Source organism: Tumidithrix helvetica PCC 7403, from assembly GCF_965232925.1.
In the GTDB taxonomy this organism is placed as follows: domain Bacteria; phylum Cyanobacteriota; class Cyanobacteriia; order Pseudanabaenales; family Pseudanabaenaceae; genus Tumidithrix; species Tumidithrix helvetica.
Window position 1 is genome coordinate 377,277 of sequence record NZ_CBDDRA010000002.1, and the last position, 17,462, is coordinate 394,738.

General features: G+C 47.5%; 20 protein-coding genes. 16 read left to right on the plus strand and 4 right to left on the minus strand.

Annotated features, from left to right (window positions below; all coding sequences use genetic code 11):
- The first annotated feature begins 284 nt into the window (after window positions 1–284).
- Window positions 285–1,301 carry an META domain-containing protein gene (locus ACP2WE_RS03480; RefSeq protein ID WP_425214194.1) on the plus strand — a complete coding sequence of 339 codons (1,017 nt, stop codon included), beginning with the start codon at window positions 285–287 and terminating at the stop codon, window positions 1,299–1,301.
- Here the strand turns inward: ACP2WE_RS03480 and ACP2WE_RS03485 are convergent.
- Window positions 1,298–3,271 (minus strand): sensor histidine kinase, encoded by a 1,974-nt coding sequence (locus ACP2WE_RS03485; RefSeq protein WP_425214195.1) that lies wholly within the window; start codon window positions 3,269–3,271, stop codon window positions 1,298–1,300. The two genes, ACP2WE_RS03480 and ACP2WE_RS03485, sit on opposite strands and share 4 nt — an antisense overlap.
- The gene (locus ACP2WE_RS03490; protein ID WP_330481608.1) at window positions 3,268–3,951 is read right to left on the minus strand and encodes a response regulator transcription factor; all 684 of its coding nucleotides are present in this window, start codon (window positions 3,949–3,951) and stop codon (window positions 3,268–3,270) included. Before ACP2WE_RS03490 ends, ACP2WE_RS03485 begins: the two co-directional genes overlap by 4 nt.
- A 422-nt stretch (window positions 3,952–4,373) precedes the next feature.
- On the opposite strand from ACP2WE_RS03490, the gene ACP2WE_RS03495 reads away from it, so the two are divergent.
- From ACP2WE_RS03495 to ACP2WE_RS03555, 13 genes are all read left to right on the plus strand, one after another.
- Window positions 4,374–4,637, plus strand: a complete 264-nt coding sequence (locus tag ACP2WE_RS03495; RefSeq protein WP_425214196.1) for a PqqD family protein — start codon at window positions 4,374–4,376, stop codon at window positions 4,635–4,637.
- Window positions 4,634–5,674 carry an ATP-grasp domain-containing protein gene (locus ACP2WE_RS03500; RefSeq protein WP_425214197.1) on the plus strand — a complete coding sequence of 347 codons (1,041 nt, stop codon included), beginning with the start codon at window positions 4,634–4,636 and terminating at the stop codon, window positions 5,672–5,674. The genes ACP2WE_RS03495 and ACP2WE_RS03500 overlap by 4 nt, the downstream gene beginning before the upstream one ends.
- Window positions 5,675–7,078: an alanine racemase gene (locus ACP2WE_RS03505; RefSeq protein WP_425214198.1), complete on the plus strand. Its 1,404-nt coding sequence runs from the start codon at window positions 5,675–5,677 to the stop codon at window positions 7,076–7,078.
- 168 nt (window positions 7,079–7,246) lie between these two features.
- Window positions 7,247–9,409, plus strand: coding sequence for an urea transporter (locus ACP2WE_RS03510; RefSeq protein ID WP_425214199.1), 2,163 nt, complete (start codon window positions 7,247–7,249; stop codon window positions 9,407–9,409).
- 182 nt (window positions 9,410–9,591) lie between these two features.
- Entirely contained in the window at window positions 9,592–9,951 is a 360-nt protein-coding gene (locus tag ACP2WE_RS03515) for a hypothetical protein (protein WP_425214200.1), read from the plus strand.
- Between the two features lie 64 nt (window positions 9,952–10,015).
- The gene (locus ACP2WE_RS03520; RefSeq protein ID WP_425214201.1) at window positions 10,016–10,717 is read left to right on the plus strand and encodes a lecithin retinol acyltransferase family protein; all 702 of its coding nucleotides are present in this window, start codon (window positions 10,016–10,018) and stop codon (window positions 10,715–10,717) included.
- Between the two features lie 112 nt (window positions 10,718–10,829).
- The gene (locus tag ACP2WE_RS03525) at window positions 10,830–11,189 is read left to right on the plus strand and encodes a DUF6972 family protein (RefSeq protein ID WP_425214202.1); all 360 of its coding nucleotides are present in this window, start codon (window positions 10,830–10,832) and stop codon (window positions 11,187–11,189) included.
- On the plus strand, window positions 11,152–11,418 hold the full coding sequence (locus tag ACP2WE_RS03530) for a hypothetical protein (RefSeq protein ID WP_425214203.1): 267 nt from the start codon (window positions 11,152–11,154) through the stop codon (window positions 11,416–11,418). The genes ACP2WE_RS03525 and ACP2WE_RS03530 overlap by 38 nt, the downstream gene beginning before the upstream one ends.
- Before the next feature lie 408 nt (window positions 11,419–11,826).
- Window positions 11,827–12,135, plus strand: coding sequence for a hypothetical protein (locus tag ACP2WE_RS03535; protein WP_425214204.1), 309 nt, complete (start codon window positions 11,827–11,829; stop codon window positions 12,133–12,135).
- Window positions 12,132–12,566: a type II toxin-antitoxin system VapC family toxin gene (locus ACP2WE_RS03540; RefSeq protein WP_425214205.1), complete on the plus strand. Its 435-nt coding sequence runs from the start codon at window positions 12,132–12,134 to the stop codon at window positions 12,564–12,566. Before ACP2WE_RS03535 ends, ACP2WE_RS03540 begins: the two co-directional genes overlap by 4 nt.
- 357 nt (window positions 12,567–12,923) lie before the next feature.
- Window positions 12,924–13,439, plus strand: coding sequence for a hypothetical protein (locus ACP2WE_RS03545; RefSeq protein WP_425214206.1), 516 nt, complete (start codon window positions 12,924–12,926; stop codon window positions 13,437–13,439).
- A gap of 81 nt (window positions 13,440–13,520) precedes the next feature.
- Window positions 13,521–13,973 carry a hypothetical protein gene (locus tag ACP2WE_RS03550; RefSeq protein WP_425214207.1) on the plus strand — a complete coding sequence of 151 codons (453 nt, stop codon included), beginning with the start codon at window positions 13,521–13,523 and terminating at the stop codon, window positions 13,971–13,973.
- A 30-nt stretch (window positions 13,974–14,003) separates the two neighbouring features.
- On the plus strand, window positions 14,004–15,593 hold the full coding sequence (locus ACP2WE_RS03555) for an N-acetylmuramoyl-L-alanine amidase (RefSeq protein ID WP_425214208.1): 1,590 nt from the start codon (window positions 14,004–14,006) through the stop codon (window positions 15,591–15,593).
- On the opposite strand, the gene ACP2WE_RS03560 is transcribed toward ACP2WE_RS03555, so the two are convergent.
- Window positions 15,567–16,223: a tetratricopeptide repeat protein gene (locus ACP2WE_RS03560; protein ID WP_425214209.1), complete on the minus strand. Its 657-nt coding sequence runs from the start codon at window positions 16,221–16,223 to the stop codon at window positions 15,567–15,569. The genes ACP2WE_RS03555 and ACP2WE_RS03560 overlap by 27 nt on opposite strands.
- Window positions 16,224–16,256: 33 nt before the next feature.
- Between ACP2WE_RS03560 and ACP2WE_RS03565 the strand changes: the two genes are divergently transcribed.
- Window positions 16,257–16,508: a hypothetical protein gene (locus tag ACP2WE_RS03565; RefSeq protein ID WP_425214210.1), complete on the plus strand. Its 252-nt coding sequence runs from the start codon at window positions 16,257–16,259 to the stop codon at window positions 16,506–16,508.
- Window positions 16,505–16,966, plus strand: a complete 462-nt coding sequence (locus ACP2WE_RS03570; protein WP_425214211.1) for a hypothetical protein — start codon at window positions 16,505–16,507, stop codon at window positions 16,964–16,966. Before ACP2WE_RS03565 ends, ACP2WE_RS03570 begins: the two co-directional genes overlap by 4 nt.
- Window positions 16,967–16,992: 26 nt before the next feature.
- Here the strand turns inward: ACP2WE_RS03570 and ACP2WE_RS03575 are convergent, their stop codons facing one another.
- On the minus strand, window positions 16,993–17,319 hold the full coding sequence (locus tag ACP2WE_RS03575) for a hypothetical protein (protein WP_425214212.1): 327 nt from the start codon (window positions 17,317–17,319) through the stop codon (window positions 16,993–16,995).
- Window positions 17,320–17,462: the final 143 nt, after the last annotated feature.

Here is a 17,462-nt window from a genome sequence, read left to right on the forward strand (position 1 = left end):
TCTTTGCCTCTATTCGCGTTAAACTAAGAAAAGAGTTGGTTTCAGCCCTTTATCATTGGGATAAGAATTCCTAAGATTCTCGATCTTGGTTAATTCCTCCCGTCTCTCCATCATCCCAAATTCGCCTAGATAAATTCTACCTATCCAGACAATTAGGGCGAGCACGGGGGGGCATCGCCCCTACCTAATTTTCATAGGGCAGTGGATGATACATGCCTTCCATCGCCCATACGCCCAGTGTTTCGTCCTACAATCCTTATTCCGAATTCAAGTCAAGCAAAGTCATGGTCTATAAAAAATCTCATCTGCTTTTCTCTATCTGCCTTTGTCTCAGCCTTCCATCTGTCTCGGTATTCGCCCAATCCACATTAGCCCAGTCCACAAAGGCATCTTGGCTCGATCGCCCCTTGCAAAATTGGAATCGAGTTAATGGGAATTTACCCCAATTGCCTCGCCCTGCGGCAGATAGTGGAGAGATTGACAAACGCTGCCTCAGTCAAGTGCGATCGCCTAACAGCCCCGCAGAGGAAGCGTTAGTACGTCAAGGCTGGAAGCTTTACGGCTCGGTGCAGAGCTATGGTGAAACTCAAATTATCACGGCAACTTCTGGTTTTGATGGCATGTGCCGTCCGATGCAGTACCAATCTTTTGTGTATTGGGAAGGAAGATATGCGGGTACGCTCTCTCCTGTAGCCATGGACTCGCGCACCGATGGCGCGATCGCCAATATTCACCTAACAAGTCCCACCAATGTATTGACAGAGTTTAATCGATACCGTGCCTCCGATGCCCTCTGTTGCCCTTCTGGGAAAAGCTTTGTTACCTTTACGCTCAAGCCCGATGATGTGCCTGATTTAAAGCCTGTAAATGTTGGGGAATATCGCCCAACCTGTTCCAATAGCCAACAGCAAGCAGATGTGAATGCCAATGCCACGCTTTGGGGTAAGAAATGGAAGCTTGTCGAAATGAACAGTCGTCCAGTCAAAGCCAACGATGCTTATATCGAGCTGGATCGAGAACTGCGACGATTTTCAGGTTCAGGTGGCTGCAATCGCATTGCGGGAAGTGTCAAGGTTGAAGGCTCAAAATTGAAATTCTCTCAGATTATTAGCACGAAAATGGCTTGTCTGAATGAGAATAACGTGGAGCCAACTTTTCTCAAATTACTAGAAACAACCACTCGGTTTGAAGTGGAAACGGATAAGCTGCGTCTGTACAGTGGCGATCGCCTGATTCTGGTATTCTCGCGACAGGAAGCGCGTCAGACCCCACAAATTTCGAGCCTTAATTTCACGCGTTAATAATGCTTGGCAGCGGGAATCGTCAGGGTAAAAGCCGTATGCCCCGCAGGTGTGCGATCTAGTTTGAGGTCGCCACCGTGGGCGCGGGCAATTTCTTGGGATAAACTCAGTCCCAACCCAAACCCCTCCACATGGCGGGTACGGGCAGCATCGCCGCGATGGAAGCGATCGAAAATTTTGGCGCGATCGCTTTCAGGAATATCCTTGGAACGATTGGCGATCGTAATAAACACAAAATTACCGTCCCGCCCAGATTTAATCCGCAGCCAACCCTCGGGGAGATTGTATTTTATGGCATTCCCCATGAGATTCTGTAGCACTTGAGTCAAGAGTTCGCGATCGCCCTGCACCTGCAACCCAGCTTCAATTTGGACGTGAATCTCCAGATCGGGCGCTAGCATTTCAAGATCCTCCGCCATTTCGGATAGAACCTGCGATAGATCGATCGCGATCTTATGTACAGACATGCGCCCCGCATCGGCAAGGGAGAGCAGCAAGAGTTTGCGGGTAATTGAGTTGAGCCGACGCACTTCGTCGAGCAGATTGCTCAGGCGCTGTTGAAATTCCGAACCCGCATCGGCTTCTTGGAGCGTACGTTCCAATTCTCCCTGTAAAATCGCTAAGGGAGTCTTGAGTTCGTGGGCGGCATCCGCACTAAAGCGAGATGCTTGGGTAAAGCTACGCTCTAAACGTTCCAGCATCTGATTGAAGACTTGCAGTAGTTCCACCAATTCTTCATCCGTACCCGCAATCGGAAGGCGTTGACTCAGTCCTTTTGCTGTGATGCGTCGAATGGTTCCCGTAATCTTTTCGATCGGTTTTAAAGCCCCTCCAGACATCCACCATGCCCCTAGCATGACTAAAAGTAGCGTCAAGGGAATCGTCAGGAAAAAGACATTACGAATTGCCCCCATTTCGCGATCGATGGTTTGCAAATTCACCGCGATCGCCATCCGCACAAAAGGAGAAGACACAGCCCCAATTCGCCAAGTTCCCGTGCTGGTTGTTTGGGTGACAAAACTAGAGAGTTTGCCTGCTTGTTCGACCGTCGGCGGCAGTCCGTCAGGTGGCTTCAACTCTGGAAGTTGTCCTCCAGATTTACTTGGGGATAATGGTTCCTTGCTATTTGGAGTTTGCCCACCCGAGTTGATTTGCGGGGATGGCGCAATCGTGCCTGTGGGTGCAGGAAGTCCCAATGGTATCCCTTGAGAGTCTGTGGGTTGCCCTGACGGTTGTGGGGATGGAGGTACGATCGTGTTTGTGGGCGTGGGGATTGTGGTCGGGGATGTCACTCTCACCGTTGGAGTTTGCCCTGATGGCTGTGGGGATGGTTGTGGGGATGATGGTTGGCTTACGGGTGGCGATGGCTGCGGTAGAATTTGTCCTGACGGTTGGGGGGATGGCGGTCTGAATTGTGGTGGAGGCAGTCGGTCGGGTGGGGGCAGGGGTTGTGTCGGGCGGGTTTGTCGAGATTGTGCCTCTCGATCGGGAGGAGGGGGCGGTAATTGAGCGATGGGTTCGAGATCGGAGTTCCAAGCAACCGATTGATAGACCATGGTTCTGTTACCAGCAAACATCAGGGAAGCGCTCGGGAATTGCAGGTCATTTTTTAAGGAAGTCTGTTGTGGGAATAGTGCCGTGCGATCGAACTCGGAACTCCAGCTATCAGATTTATAGAGCGTTTTCCCCTCTGGGTCGATCGCAATCAGGGCGATCGCAGGCTGGGTATCTTCACCAAAAAAAGAGGAACGCGATCGCGCATAGGATTCCCAATGGGAAGTCGGTCTGGGGGCTGAAGCCTCTCGCAGTAACTGGTCTTTGATTTCGTTGTCAAGGCTGGAGAGTTTGGCTTGGTAAAACAGCAAAAACGAGAGAAAACTAAACCCCGCGATCGCCCCCCCTGCCAGTAGAGCCGAGAGCAAGGCAACCCTCAAACGGAAAGAATGTAGCCGAAAAGAAGGTAGTTTCACGATTTCATCTCAGGTTTGCGAAAACGATAACCAACTCCGCGCATACTTTCTAGGCAACCTGACCCGCCGACGCGATCGAGCTTTTTGCGAATGCGCTGAATGCAAACATCCACCAAATTCGTACTCGGGTTAAAGTCATAGCCCCAAATATGTTCGAGAATCTGCGTGCGGGTAAATACGCGCCCAGGCGATCGCATCAGGTATTCCAGTAGGTTAAATTCGCGAGAGGTGAGTTCGACCGATTGTTGATTGCAGGTGACTTCGCGGGTGATGCGATCTAGCTTAATTGGATCCACACTGAGAATATTTTGGCGATCGCCTGAAATTCGCCGCACCAGTGCGTGAATTCGCGCCACCAGTTCTTCGACAAAAAAGGGCTTGGCAAGATAATCATCTGCACCCAAATTTAGCCCCTCTAAGCGATCGTCCAACTCGTTACGAGCCGTTAATAAAATCACGGGGACGTTTCGCCCCTCACGGCGCAGGCTTTTGAGAATCGCCAGCCCGTCTTTACCCGGTAGCATGATGTCTAGGACGATCGCATCGTATTCGCGATCGAGGGCGTACTGATAGCCATCGTTGCCATTGTCGCAATAGTCCACAACAAACCCCTGTTCCTTCAGACCGGCACAGACAAAGTTGGCAATTTTTAATTCGTCTTCAACGTAAAGGATGTGCATATGCAACCTATTTTACTGGCAGTCGCCTCCGCCAAAATTACAAAACTGTAATCAAATTGTGGCTTGAGTTGTCATCTTGAGGCAGCTTAATAGGAGATGTAGAACGTTTCTTCCACCTAAAGAATTTACGCCACCCTTGCACGCTACCTCCTACACACATCCCATTTATCCGAGAGGTTCGATCCCCCTGCCCTATCGGGCATCCCCCTACCCTTCGGGAAGTCGCTTCGCGGCTCAGTAAGGGGGACTTCGATTCTTCTCCCCCCTTTAATAAGGGGGCTGGGGGGGATCGAACCCCTAAGCGAAGCAAGAGTTTATGCGATCGCAGTCTTTCAAAGGGAAGGGAGCTAGGGTTCCGATCTTTCGGTGGGATAAAGGGGGTAAATCCAAAATTGACGTTAAACATAGATAAGGAAATAGAGATGACAGCCTTACAAACACTTACAGTTGCCGACGATGGATTTGGGTTCGATACCTCGACAGGCGAGACCTATACGCTCAATTCTTGTGGTCATTTAGTCCTGCAACAACTCCAACAGGGCAAAAATCGCACCCAAATCGCCCTGCTTCTCTCCGAACAATTTGGCATCGCTCAAAGTTCTACAGAACGCGATGTCTCAGACTTTATGCAACAACTGGAAATGCTCGGATTCATCCAATCAAACCTAACAGGAGCAAAACGATGAGCCATCCCACGATCGCCGTTTCAGGGATCAATGCCGTTGACAATCCAGGACCCGGCACTGGCATTGCCCGCAGCCTGCGCGAAGACGAAGCACTGGATATGCAGATTGTCGGTCTCGCCTACGATGCCATGGAACCGGGGCTATATATGGACTGGCTGTTCGATCGCCGTTACATCATGCCCTACCCCTCCTCAGAACCAGAGGTTTTGATCGAACGATTGGAGAGGATTAAAGAACGGATGGGACTCGATTGCGTTATCCCCAATTTTGATGTGGAACTGCCCCTCTATATCCATTGCGCTACGGAATTAGAATCGCGGGGAATTCACACCTATCTGCCGACCAAAGCCCAATTTGCCTTACGCAATAAAGCCCGTTTGGCAGAAACCGCCGCTAGTTTTGGTATGCAAACCCCACGCACTGCTACAGTCACCTCCGTGGTGGAATTACAGACCGCGATCGCCGAGTTGGGATTGCCCTTAATGGTGAAGGGAACCTATTGCAAGGCATATCATGTCTGGACGCAAGCAGAAGCTATCCAACGATTTCATCAGTTAGCCGCCGAATGGGGCTATCCCGTGATCCTGCAACAAGTAGTGAAAGGAGCCGAACTCAACCTCGTTGGCGTGGGAGACGGCACTGGCGGCGATCTGGGCTTGGTGGCGATCAAAAAAATGACCGTGACCGAACTGGGCAAGATCTGGAGTGGTGTGACCATCCATCACGAGGGGCTATTCCAAGCAGCTAAAGCTTTTCTAGAACATACCCATTGGAGAGGAGCATTTGAACTGGAATGTATCGCCACCACCGATGGAACCATTTATTTAATTGAAATCAATCCGCGATTCCCTGCTTGGACATACTTTGCCACTGCCGTGGGCATCAATTTACCGTCCCGCATGGTAAGAGCAGCCCTAGGATTGCCCATGCCGCCCTTACAGCCTTACAAAGCTGGCAAACTGCTGGTGCGCTACACCTATGAAATGGTCACAGATGCCGCCCCTTTTCAAACCTTAGTCACTTCAGGAGAAAGATAAATGAAAACTGCTACTTCCACCTATGAAAAGCCTTCCATTCAACAACTTAAGAGCGGGCTAATGAATAAATTTACAGGTCACACCTCGGCATACAACCAAATCAAAAGCTCGATCGCTGGCGTTTCCGTTGACGATCTCGTCGCCCAGTTCGGATCGCCCCTATTTGTCTATTCCGAGCGATCGCTGCGCCGTAAGTTCCGCACGATGCGTCATGCCTTCACCACCCGCTATCCCGATGTCACCTTTGGTTGGTCGTATAAGACCAATTATTTGAAAGCCATTTGCGCGATTTTGCATCAAGAGGGCGCGATCGCCGAGTTGGTTTCCAAAATGGAATATGACAAGGCAAAAGCTTTGGGCATTCCCGGCAAGCATATCATTCTGAATGGCCCCCACAAACCCTTCGATCTGTTGGAGGCAGCCGTGCGCGATGGTGTCACGATCAATATCGATCACTTGGATGAAATTGAGGATTTGGAAGCGATCGCTACGCGACTCGGTCAAACCATTTCTGTGGGCATTCGCCTCAACCTCGATGCGGGGATTCAACCTTGCTGGTCGCGCTTTGGCTTCAATTTGGAATCAGGACAGGCGATGGAAGCGATTCATCGAATTGCGCGGGGCGGTAAATTAAAGATTAACGGGCTGCATAGCCACATTGGCACGTATATCATGGAACCTAGTGCCTATGGTCGCCAAGTCGAGAAAATGGTGAAATTTGGCTATGACATCGAAACCCTCTATGGCTGGCAGATGGAATACATTGACATTGGTGGCGGTTTCCCATCACGCAGTCGCTTAAAAGGAACCTACCATGCCGCCGATGTGCTCTTACCATCGATTGAGGAATATGCCGATGCCATCTGCGATTCCCTTTGGAAACATCTCAGATCGGGGCATACACCTAAACTGATTATCGAATCAGGTCGCGCTGTGGTCGATGAGGCAGGTTCGTTAATTACCAGCGTTTGCGGCACAAAACGCCTACCCGATGGCACTCGCGCCTATGTCATGGATGCGGGGGTGAATTTGCTATTCACGAGTTTTTGGTATCGTTTTGACATTGCCCTCGATCGCCACGTACCTGGAACTGCCGAACCCTCAGTGGTTTATGGCCCCATGTGTATGAATATTGATGTGATTGCCGAAAGCATTTCGCTACCACCGCTTTCCCGTGGCGATCGCATGGTGATTTCTACGGTGGGAGCCTACAACAATACGCAATGGCTCCAGTTTATCGAATACCGCCCCAATGTCGTGCTGGTTACAGAAACAGGCGAAGTGGAATTGATTCGAGCAGCGGAAGACCTCAGCGATTTGGAACGGCGCGAACACCTGCCAGCCAGACTTGCCTCCAATGCTTTTAACGCCTTGCCTCAACTTTCAAGTGTGGGATGGAAATAAGACCTCTCCCCAACCCCTCTCCTGCGAGGAGAGGGGCTTAAAAGCTTTATATTTTCTTACTCCTCTCTCTCCTATCAGGAGAGGGAGGTTGGGAGGGAGAGGTTCATCCAACTTATGCCATCCTTTCCCAAGCTGTCATAAACAAACATTAAATTGGAATAGTTATCGATGTTGAATATTCGTCAGCGATCGCCTTCTCTCGGAAATTCTAACTGGGCAATTCTATCCAAGCCGTATTTACGGCAAAACTGGAAACGTTTGATGAAATGGCGGCAAGCCCCCCAGCACTTCTTGCAAGCGGTCTGTGCTGCAATTGCCGAAATTATGTTTTTGCGCGGTGCGGGTATGGGAGCCTGCCTGCTGATCGCAATGTTCCTACAGCCCTCGGTTTTAATCATGGGACTGACAGGACTGATGGCAGCGGTTACCTTCGCTACCGTGGCAAAGCTGAAGCAGGACTATTTGAATTTCGCGCCGTTACTCTTCAACCCACTCTTGGCGGGATTGAGCGTGGGATATCTCTTCCAACTCAGTCCTGCCTCCTTATTCCTATCAGCGGCGGCGGGAGCCTTTGCTTTTGTCTTAACATGGTCGCTGTCGCATATTTTGCGAACGGTTTTACTACTTCCCGTCCTCAGCCTTCCCTTTGTTGCTGTAAGTTGGATCGTGCATCTGGCTGCCTTTCGCTATGCGGGTTTGCAAGCAGCGATTCTGCCCGTTCACACCTACACGATTGGCTTACCGTTAGAATTTGAAGGCTTTCTGCGAACCTTGGGATTGATTTTCTTCTTGCCCAATATCTGGGTGGGCATAGTGGTAATGTTGTTGCTGCTGATCAACTCCCGCATTCAATTCTTTCTCGCGATCGCAGGCTATGCCTTGGGAACCTATACACGCGGCATTCTCACAGGCACGTTTGCTTACGTATATTACGATCCAGCCACGCTGAACTATATTCTGGTTGCCCTCGCGATCGGGGGATATTATCTGCTGCCCTCAGTACGCAGCTATGCTCTCGCCGCGATCGCAGTGGTGATGACGGCAATTCTAGGCGAAGCGGTCAGCGTGTTTTGGGCGGCGGTCGGTTTGCCCGTCCATGCCTTTCCCTATAATGTCGTCACCCTATCGCTGTTGTATCTATTGGGAAGCGTGGGCAGAGGCTTACTTGCCAAGTATCCGCAGGCTTCCCCCGAAAAGACTTTGGACTACGAACTCACGGAAAGACAGCGCCATCAAGGTAGCGGTCACGCGATCGCCTTACCCTTTGCAGGACGATGGATGGTTTGGCAGGGTTGCGATGGACGCTGGACGCATCAAGGACTCTGGCGCTATGCCTACGATTTTGTGATTCGGGATGAGGAAGGACAAACCTTTCGGGAGTCAGGTCTCCAACTCAGCGATTACTATGCCTTTCAAAAGCCCGTACTGTCGCCAGTCTCAGGCTGGGTCTCGCGCGTGGTGCGCGATCTGCCTGACTGTGCGATCGGAACCGTAGACCAAGATCGGAATTGGGGGAATTATGTGATTCTGGTTGACGATCGCGGCTTTTATGTGGAGATTTCCCATTTTGCCCAAGATAGTATTGTCGTAAATCAAGGCGATCGGATCGAACGCGGTACTTTACTCGGACGCTGTGGGAATTCAGGATATTCGCCGCAACCTCACATTCACATTCAAGTCCAACTCACACCAGAGATTGGTGCTACCACGGTTCCCTTTAGCTTTGCCAACCTACGCGTCAACGACGAGTTTTGTGCGGAATCCACACCAACGGAATCTGCGGAGGTTGAGGCTGTGTCTTTAGATCGGGCTTTGCTCCAAGCATTATCCTTACCACTAGATTCGCAAATTAAGTTTCAAGTCTTGCGGAAAGGGAGATCGCTAACGCCTCTAACAGTGACGGTTCGGATGGCGATCGATGGTACGTTCTATCTAGATTCGGGCAAAGCAAAGTTATATTTCCGCCGCGATGACAGTGGCTTTGTATTTCATCGCCTCGTAGGCAACGATCCCGCCCTCGCTGCTCTCTTGATCGCCATGCCTTGGCTACCCCTGTCGCGCAAACAAGGACAGTTCTGGTGCGATTACGTGCCCATCGGTTTAGTCACGACCCAATGGCGACAAATGTTTTACCAGTTTGGTAGTTCGCTCTACGCACCACTAGGCTCCGCTAGCTATAGAGGCGAATGGAGATCGGAGAATACGCTCGTCGGGACGATTTCCATTCCCTTCGTCAAACAAAAAATCTCTACCTCTGTGACGTTCGATCGCAGCGGACAACTCGTAGCGATCGACATTGACAAACAACTCAGCCTGCAAAGAATTTCCTAGGTTTGCTACAAGTTAACTCTCGATACCACAACCTCGCATAAATCTGAAATCTCCAGCCAGCAATTACAAATTCAACAGGTTGAAGATGTCAAGTGACGATCTTAAAATTAGTAAAATTTAGCTATTTAGTATGAGATTTTTGTGATGTAATAGATAATAGTCATCAACTCACTAGGAAAAGTATGTTTGAATCATTAGAGCCTGTTGCTAAAATCTATGAAAAGATTCATGATTCTGTCAATGAATGGAATCGACCTACACAAAGTGCTAACAAAATATCAAGCGTAGCCGAGCCAGTTGTGGATGTACTGAATCAAGTCCCAGGTATGACACAAGCTCATAGCAGGGATTTCAAGCGAGCGACACCTCGTTTTACTCTTCGTGATGGATCAGTGCTAAAGATGTTCAAAAATCCTGTGGGTGTTAACCATGTTTTTATTGCTGATACTGAAGGCAACATGGTTTTTGGTGGTTTTGTTGGTTGGATTCATACCGATAGCTTAAATCAAGCTATAGAAAAAATCAGACGCGACTTCACTTAGTTTTTGCTACGTAACAGCTTTTAATCATAGATGTGTTCGCAAAAACAAGAATAGTGTTGTAGAAATGGAACTTCAAATAGGTGATATTCTGTCCGTTGAACTGGTTGCTCATACTCGACATTTCTTTGTGTATATTGGTAATGGGAAAATAGTGGAGTGGGGACCTTGGGATGGAACATCTTGGATGGGAAGTAAAGGTCATGTCTTTACAAAAGAATTGTTCAGATCTGGTTTAAGCTACAAATTGCCAGGCAGTGATGGAGAGTTAAAAAAAATCACTTTAGAACAGAGCACTGGAGCTAGTAAAACCTTGATTAATCAAAGGATTAAAGAGATGACAACAGGAATTGACTATCATCTAGGTCATCGAAACTGTGAACATTTTGCTTATTACGTCACAGGATATACGGGCTACTCTAAGCAAAGTGTTTCCCATATGTTTACCGATCACGATCCATTTACAAGCAACCCCATGATTCACAATCTAAATGAATTACGTGATGAGCTTTTAAGGAGCAAATATTGTGGAATTGTTGGATTATCAAGAGGAGATTTTGAAGGTTCCGTTCTCGCTGGGAAAATGAGTGATGGACATTACGCATACCATTATAGTCATCCTTTAGGAGGTCAGCATCTATATGTGACTACTATTCCAAAATCTGAGGACTTTGAGGCTAGTTATAATTCAATTCTTTTGGCATACTATGGCGCATTCTTTGGAAGAGGGGAAATCTTGAGTATTGTCCGAAAACTAAGGGGATGCTGAACATAGACAAAGTACATGTTGCTCAATAAGATTACCTATAACAAGATCGTTTAAGTGTACAATCGCTGTTTATCTACAGTTCATCACAAAAAGGCGATCAAGTGGAAAGGTTATGCCACAAGAGGATGAGGAAAATCGTAGACCGCCAAGAGGGCTTAATTTAGCAGAAAAGCATATACATAAGCACTTGCCAGATACACCACAAATGTTAAAACTGTTAAAGGAAGACGGTAAGGCGCATGTGTTTAACGATAGAGAAACTTTACTCTTGGTTACAGAGGCTTTGTTTGAGGATGGTCAACTTATTGGTACTGTAAGAGGTCACGAACGCTATGGGATGTATTTTGATCGGGCAATTGGATATAGAATTGATCTAGAAGGGAATCGATTGCCATTATATTTTGCAGAAATGAAAATCATTAAGGGTGAATATCATGTCATTCCGCGCACAAAACCAAGCGAAGTTATCTAGTTGGAAATTTATTGAAATGTGGGTCGATCCAACTTCCGACCTTCCCTATGTGTTAATGCTAGTTGGAGATGCAGACGGTAGCTATAAAGTGTACGATCCAACTGAAGGTTATAAAATAGTCTATTCCGAGCGAGACTATGAGAAAGTAAAAGATTTTTTATTGGAAGATGAGTACGTGCAAATTCGTGGCAGATATCAAGACATAGAACATAACTCTATGGTTGCTTAATTTTGCTTGCATTCATCCCCAAACAAGCGATTCCAAAATTTAGCAAGTCTAAAACTCAACCTGCCACTCAAAAGACCTAAAAGTAGTCGCATTTTTACCTAAAAAGAGCTTCTAGAGTCAGTGATGAAGCCAGTCACAAATATTCTCTTCCCCATGCTAGAAGAACTCACAAAAGAATAGAACTCTGATTGGTTAGTCGATTCTCTAATAAGCGATTAGTCCCAACATCTCAGCGCAATTCCAAAATTCACCAAGTCTAAAACTCAACCTGCGATCGCTTCAGACGGCAATGCTTCGAGCGCGATCGCTGCTGGTTTTTACAACTAAATCAAACAAGAAAATTGAGCCAATTTGGTTAAATTTATGCAGGGACAAGTAAAATATGTGTATTGATATCAGGCTTGGAACATGAACGCTGTAAAAGAGCTTATTTTAGGCAAGCTAGAGCATTTAGAAGCTTTATCTGAACCTGTTTTACAAGAGGTTTTAGATTTTGTCAGCTATTTAGAGTGGCGGCTGGATCCAAATCATCGCCCAGTTCTAGGCTCTAAACTGGTAGAAGAGAATTTAGCGAGAGAATCAGAAGAAGATACAAGTTCATTTCTATTGGGAATCGCTACGTCTTTTGCGACTGGTCTATCAGACAAAGATTTGGAATGTTTGCCCACTGATGGTGCCGAGCATCACGATCGCTATCTCTACAATTCGCAATTATGACCGAGTTGATTTTTGCCGATACCTTCTATTGGGTTGCATTACTCAGCCCTCGCGATAATTTCCACAACCAAGCGATCGCAATTACAGAAAAGCTAGGTAAAACAAAGATTATTACGACCGATGAAGTACTTACAGAAGTTCTCAATTTCTTGTCTGAAGGTGGCGTAAAACTACGCAATCGAGCAGTAACTACAGTTCGGAAACTGCTTAATGTAGATTCGGACAAGGTAATCGTGTTACCTCAGTCTCATGAGACCTTTTTGGGTGGATTGGAATTATACGAACAGCGACTAGATAAGGGATATAGCCTCACAGACTGCATCTCAATGGTAACAATGCGGCAAATGGACATCGAGCGAATATTGACTCACGATCGCCATTTTGTTCAAGAGGGTTTTACAATTCTGTTTTCCAGAGATCGCCTCATCTAATCAGAAGCGATTGCCATTCATAAGATCTCAGCGCGTTTCCAAAATTCAGCAAGTCTAAAACTTAACCTGCGATCGCTTCAGACTACAACGCTTCGAGCGCGATCGCTGTTAGTTTTGCTGCACTGCATGCGTCATCTTGATTTGAGCCAGTTCTGCTCCCTACACTATGCTTCGGACAATCAACCTTTTTGTCGAGCAAACTCATCCTGAATCAACATTCGCGAAAAGTCAAACGCAGATAGCTTGATTGTTCATGTGTTTGCAGACAAAAGCACTGTTTTTTTCTGGTCTACAAACCTGCCTAAGAAAACTAAGGTTGTAGGCGCACACTGGTATTGCAACGCTAGTTCATTATCAGTGTCTAAAAAAACGCAACTAGGTTCGCTAAATTATGAATATTTTTTAGAAGTTAGAGCGAAATCATCCTCTGGCGCAGCGGTGCAGACCGCAGTAACCCAAACACAAAGCGATCGAAACATGAGCACCCAAACTCGACCAAATTTTGTTTTCCCTTGGCTCGCGCCTGATTTACTGCCACTAAGTATCAGCGAAAGTATCAGCGATTCCTTTTGGGATGCGCACCGCCGCATCGTGGCGACATTAAGAGAGATCGAGAACTTGTTGCTTGTCTGTACGCATGAAGAAATTTCTAGTGTTTGGGTTGCTTTACAGGATATGAGAAACACAATTCGGCAATATCGTCCTGATTTACCCAGTTTTCTGCAAAAAAGACGCGTTCGCAGAAACATTACGCGCATTTTGGTTACGCTGACCGATTTGGGCTTTCGCAATTTAATCGCCCAATCGAACAAGAACTCAGTGGGCGGCATATCAAACAGTACAGAATCCCCTAACCAACTTTATCCCAACTAATTTCCCAAAATAGTTAGATAGATTCTTGCACATAGCGTATCCCAATTTCAGATTTTCAAAAATTAGCTCAGGAGATTCCCTATGCAAAGTGATGCTCATCCTACCCCCTCTATCCTCTCCCACCGTTTTAATTCCAATTCCCATCCGAAGGTCGTTGAGTTCTCACCACAAAACACTCAGATTGAATATGTTTTACAAGAAATTGAGAATCTGCTAGCGAACTGTACCGCCCATGAAGCAGAAACTTTTTGGGCATCAGCCGATCAGATTAAATCCAGATATCGCATTGCTTCGGTCATGAGCGAAATCGAAACTTTGCTCGTCACCTTTGCCAGTATTAACGATGAGGCAAACGTCTTAAAGGAAATCGCCGAGCAGGTTAAAGCGCATAGTAAAAGCGACAGAAGTGAAAAAAATGAGAGGATAGAAAGAACTGACGGCAGTGAGAAAAGTGATTCCCTTTGGGAAACGCCCCGCCGCAAACCAGAAATTCCTAGTTTTTTGATTCGCAGAAGAGATATCTATCATGGTTGAAAGGATGGGGGGTAAGCCTGAAGTTTTGATATGAGAAGAATTGGTAGAAGGACTATTCTTCAGGTTGGCGCAGGGGCAGTTCTCACCGCGATCGCCACGCAATATACTGCCCGTGCCCAAGCTCCTACTGGCAAGATCTTTATCTCGGCGGGACGGGGTGGCTTTGAGGGGGCTTTGCGAAATCCTGGTGCCGAAGTTGGGGGGACAAATGAGGCGGTTGAGATGATTGCTACGCGAGATCTGATCGTGGCGGAGCTGCGATCGCGCGGACTCACAGTTGAGGCTCCTGATGATGCGCTCAACGCAACCAGTACGATAGAGTGGATTAACGCACGCGGTAACATGCAGGATGTGGCACTAGAGATTCGCATGGGGGCGTTGGATAACCCTGAAATACGGGGAGCCGCCGCGTTTTACATTGCCTTGAATAGCGATCGCCGCCGCCAAGCCGAACTTTTGCTCAATGCTCTGATCAAACGCGTTCCACGTTTACCGAGTCGGGGCATAAAACCTGACACAGAGGCATCTTTGGGAAGGTTAGCTTTTTGTCGCGATCTGATCCCTCAGTCATTGCTGGTCGAATTAGGATTTCTTACGAATTCCCAAGATCGGAGCTTATTGCAAACGCACCGTCGCGATTTTGCCTTAGGGTTGGCAGATGGCTTAGAAAAATGGTTGCGATCGATTGAGGCGCTCCAAAATAATCCTACTGTTGTTCCTCCTACCACGGATTCTGGAGACAAGTCATCTAGTTCTATTTCCTTTTCTAGCGACCATACTAACCCTCCCCCATTGAGAGCAAATCGAGGATCGAATCAGGCGCTCAGTCAGGCTTCCAGCGATCGCTCGTCAGAGCCTGACGATCTGCCCATCGTTGCCATCCAAATCAATGGTCAAATCCAAAAACAACGTGGCATTATCCTATTTGGTAATGCCTATATTCCAGAATCCTTACTGGATTTGTTGGGATTAACTGTCCAGCAAACTGTGAATATTCGACGCATCATTTATCGCAAAACCGTCTACGTACAAGCGATCGCCCTGCGAGATCTGAGTATTTCAATTTCCTTTGATTCTCTGCGGCGTATGGTGATTCTCAAAATGGTGTTAAAGGCTTGCCTCGGTCAAATCGATCGGATTATGGGAAGTGGAAATACATCCGAAGCCCAGTTGCTTTCCTTCCTCAAGATCAATGAGGTTCCGATCGCTAAATATGGCGACTTACCTAGAATCTATCGCGAGGAAGCTGCGATCGAAGGCGTCAATCACGACATTGCTTTTTGCCAAATGTGTCTGGAGACAAACTTTTTACAATTTGGCGGCGATATTTTGCCCGAGCAAAACAACTTTGGCGGACTGGGGGTAGTGGGCGGTGGGCTGCATGGCGATCGCTTCCCCGACCAGAGAACGGGAGTGAGAGCGCAGATTCAACGATTAAAAGCCTATGCCAGTACTGCTCCGTTGGTTTTGGCAGTGGTCGATCCGAGGTTTCCTTACATTACGCGTGGAGTTGCACCCCTCTTAGGTCAACTCACCGATCGCTGGGCGCTTGACCCTAACTACGATCGCCGCATTATGGCAATTATCAGGCGTTTATACGAATCCGCTGGTATTCTCTAAAAGCTCTAGGAATCTCGAATCTTGGCGTAAGCCAGCAAACGCAGGATTAGCCTTTGCCAAACGACAATAAACAGCAGGATTGCAATCGATCGCAGACTTGAGATTCACCAAGGCTAGTTCCAACTCGGACTGAACCGCATAAATACAGGCTTTGCTAAACCAAGCCGCAGCATAGTCGGGTTTTAGGGCAATTGCCTTGTCCCAACTGGCGATCGCACCGTTGTAATGCTCTAGATTGCCCATGGCACAGCCGCGATTAAACCAAGCCTCCGCAAAATTAGAATTCAAGGCGATCGCTTTGTCCCAACTGGCAATTGCGGCTTCGTAATCCCCCAAATTCCCCAGAGCAATACCTCGGTTGTACCAAGCTTGATGCAAGTTAGGTTGCGACGCGATCGCGCGATCGTAACTATGCACGGCGTCTTCATACTGTCCTAGATCGTTAAGGGCAATGCCGCGATCGTTCCAGGCTTCGGCAAAATCTGGCTGAATTTCTACGGCTTTGCTAAAGGAAGCGATCGCCGCCTCATACTGCCCGATCTTGCTAAGTTCGATCCCCTGCTGAAAGTAAGCTTCCGCACCGAAATTTGACGGAGAAAAAGAGGATAATGGACGATCGGATTGGGGCATAGCATTGTCACATGAGGCTTTCTGGATATAAAAATGATACAGACATACATTACTCAATTTGTACTACCTGTCATAATTTGGTTCGCGATCGCTTGGTTCATCTGGGATGCGATCGCCTCAGTGGTTCGAGGTATTAAGCGCATTCAATATTTGCATCAAATTCCTTGTAGCAATTGCGTTTACTTTACAGGGAACTATCGGCTCAAATGTCCGCTCCATCCTTTCGAAGCCCTGACTGAGTCAGCAATTCGTTGTCGAGATTTTGAGCGTGCAGGATGGGGATGATCGACAGGCAAAAAATTAAACCCTTAGTAGTGTTGTGCGTCAGCATTCCCATTGCGATCGTAGGCATCTTCACATGGCTATGGCTAAAGCCTCCTACTAACCTATGTAGCTCAGAGCGCATGAGTAATAACCCCAAAGTTCGCGAAATTCGTGCCGTAAAAGTAATCGTGCAACCTTGGTTTGGGCAACACAATGTCTACGGCATATTTATGATTCCAGAACAGTACAAACACAGTCCTAAGTATGCGATCGCGATGGCAGTAAAAGGTTCCAATCACCTCTTTGCCGTGGATGCAACCTCCGATCTCCAATATCTAGATGGAGTCACTGCAGAACCAGGATATTATTTGTCGCGCAGCTACGTTCCCACCCGTGAAGCTTTAGGATTTATGATGCAGGGAGCGTTTGGCGATTTACAACAGCCCTGCAACTGGACATTGCTATTGATCGAACGTTGAGAGTGTCCTATTCAACTTTATTCAACTTAGGGCTGTAAGACCATGCTCCATTCTTTGTGCTGTTTGTCCCAAAAGGGAGCATCGGTTTCCCCAACAACATTAGGTCCCCAATAGGCCCTAGAGCCATCGATCGCAAAGGCAAAAATAATATCTCCCTTACGCAGTACCACCTTTTCACTGGGTAAAGATAGCAGCAACCCCTCTGAACCACCCTCTTTGGGGGCAAAGTCCCAGTTTAAAGGTTCGACTTGATTCCACGATGTTTGCGAACCTTTGCGGAGCAAAAGGACAATTCTAACAGGACTATCGGTACGATTACCCACTCGTAGACTTCCCTGAGCTGCGTCAGGCATAGAATTTGGGCGAGGAAAACTACTAGTACACTACGGCGTAAAAATGTCTACCGTTAAACTGCCAGAGCCTTTCCTTTATAAGTCCACTTAAAAGGCTTTGCCATCGTACGGTTGAAGTAGGCAATAAATGCAAGGATTCGAGT

Coding starts and splice junctions, on each gene's coding strand:
- ACP2WE_RS03530 (WP_425214203.1), top strand. CDS start 11,152: ATGTCATTCCGCGCACAAAACCAAGCGAAGTTATCTAGTTGGAAATTT.
- ACP2WE_RS03575 (WP_425214212.1), bottom strand. CDS start 17,319: ATGCCTGACGCAGCTCAGGGAAGTCTACGAGTGGGTAATCGTACCGAT.
- ACP2WE_RS03495 (WP_425214196.1), top strand. CDS start 4,374: ATGACAGCCTTACAAACACTTACAGTTGCCGACGATGGATTTGGGTTC.
- ACP2WE_RS03560 (WP_425214209.1), bottom strand. CDS start 16,223: ATGCCCCAATCCGATCGTCCATTATCCTCTTTTTCTCCGTCAAATTTC.
- ACP2WE_RS03550 (WP_425214207.1), top strand. CDS start 13,521: ATGCAAAGTGATGCTCATCCTACCCCCTCTATCCTCTCCCACCGTTTT.
- ACP2WE_RS03490 (WP_330481608.1), bottom strand. CDS start 3,951: ATGCACATCCTTTACGTTGAAGACGAATTAAAAATTGCCAACTTTGTC.
- ACP2WE_RS03480 (WP_425214194.1), top strand. CDS start 285: ATGGTCTATAAAAAATCTCATCTGCTTTTCTCTATCTGCCTTTGTCTC.
- ACP2WE_RS03500 (WP_425214197.1), top strand. CDS start 4,634: ATGAGCCATCCCACGATCGCCGTTTCAGGGATCAATGCCGTTGACAAT.
- ACP2WE_RS03505 (WP_425214198.1), top strand. CDS start 5,675: ATGAAAACTGCTACTTCCACCTATGAAAAGCCTTCCATTCAACAACTT.
- ACP2WE_RS03570 (WP_425214211.1), top strand. CDS start 16,505: ATGATCGACAGGCAAAAAATTAAACCCTTAGTAGTGTTGTGCGTCAGC.
- ACP2WE_RS03555 (WP_425214208.1), top strand. CDS start 14,004: ATGAGAAGAATTGGTAGAAGGACTATTCTTCAGGTTGGCGCAGGGGCA.
- ACP2WE_RS03525 (WP_425214202.1), top strand. CDS start 10,830: ATGCCACAAGAGGATGAGGAAAATCGTAGACCGCCAAGAGGGCTTAAT.
- ACP2WE_RS03520 (WP_425214201.1), top strand. CDS start 10,016: ATGGAACTTCAAATAGGTGATATTCTGTCCGTTGAACTGGTTGCTCAT.
- ACP2WE_RS03510 (WP_425214199.1), top strand. CDS start 7,247: ATGTTGAATATTCGTCAGCGATCGCCTTCTCTCGGAAATTCTAACTGG.
- ACP2WE_RS03515 (WP_425214200.1), top strand. CDS start 9,592: ATGTTTGAATCATTAGAGCCTGTTGCTAAAATCTATGAAAAGATTCAT.
- ACP2WE_RS03540 (WP_425214205.1), top strand. CDS start 12,132: ATGACCGAGTTGATTTTTGCCGATACCTTCTATTGGGTTGCATTACTC.
- ACP2WE_RS03565 (WP_425214210.1), top strand. CDS start 16,257: ATGATACAGACATACATTACTCAATTTGTACTACCTGTCATAATTTGG.
- ACP2WE_RS03535 (WP_425214204.1), top strand. CDS start 11,827: ATGAACGCTGTAAAAGAGCTTATTTTAGGCAAGCTAGAGCATTTAGAA.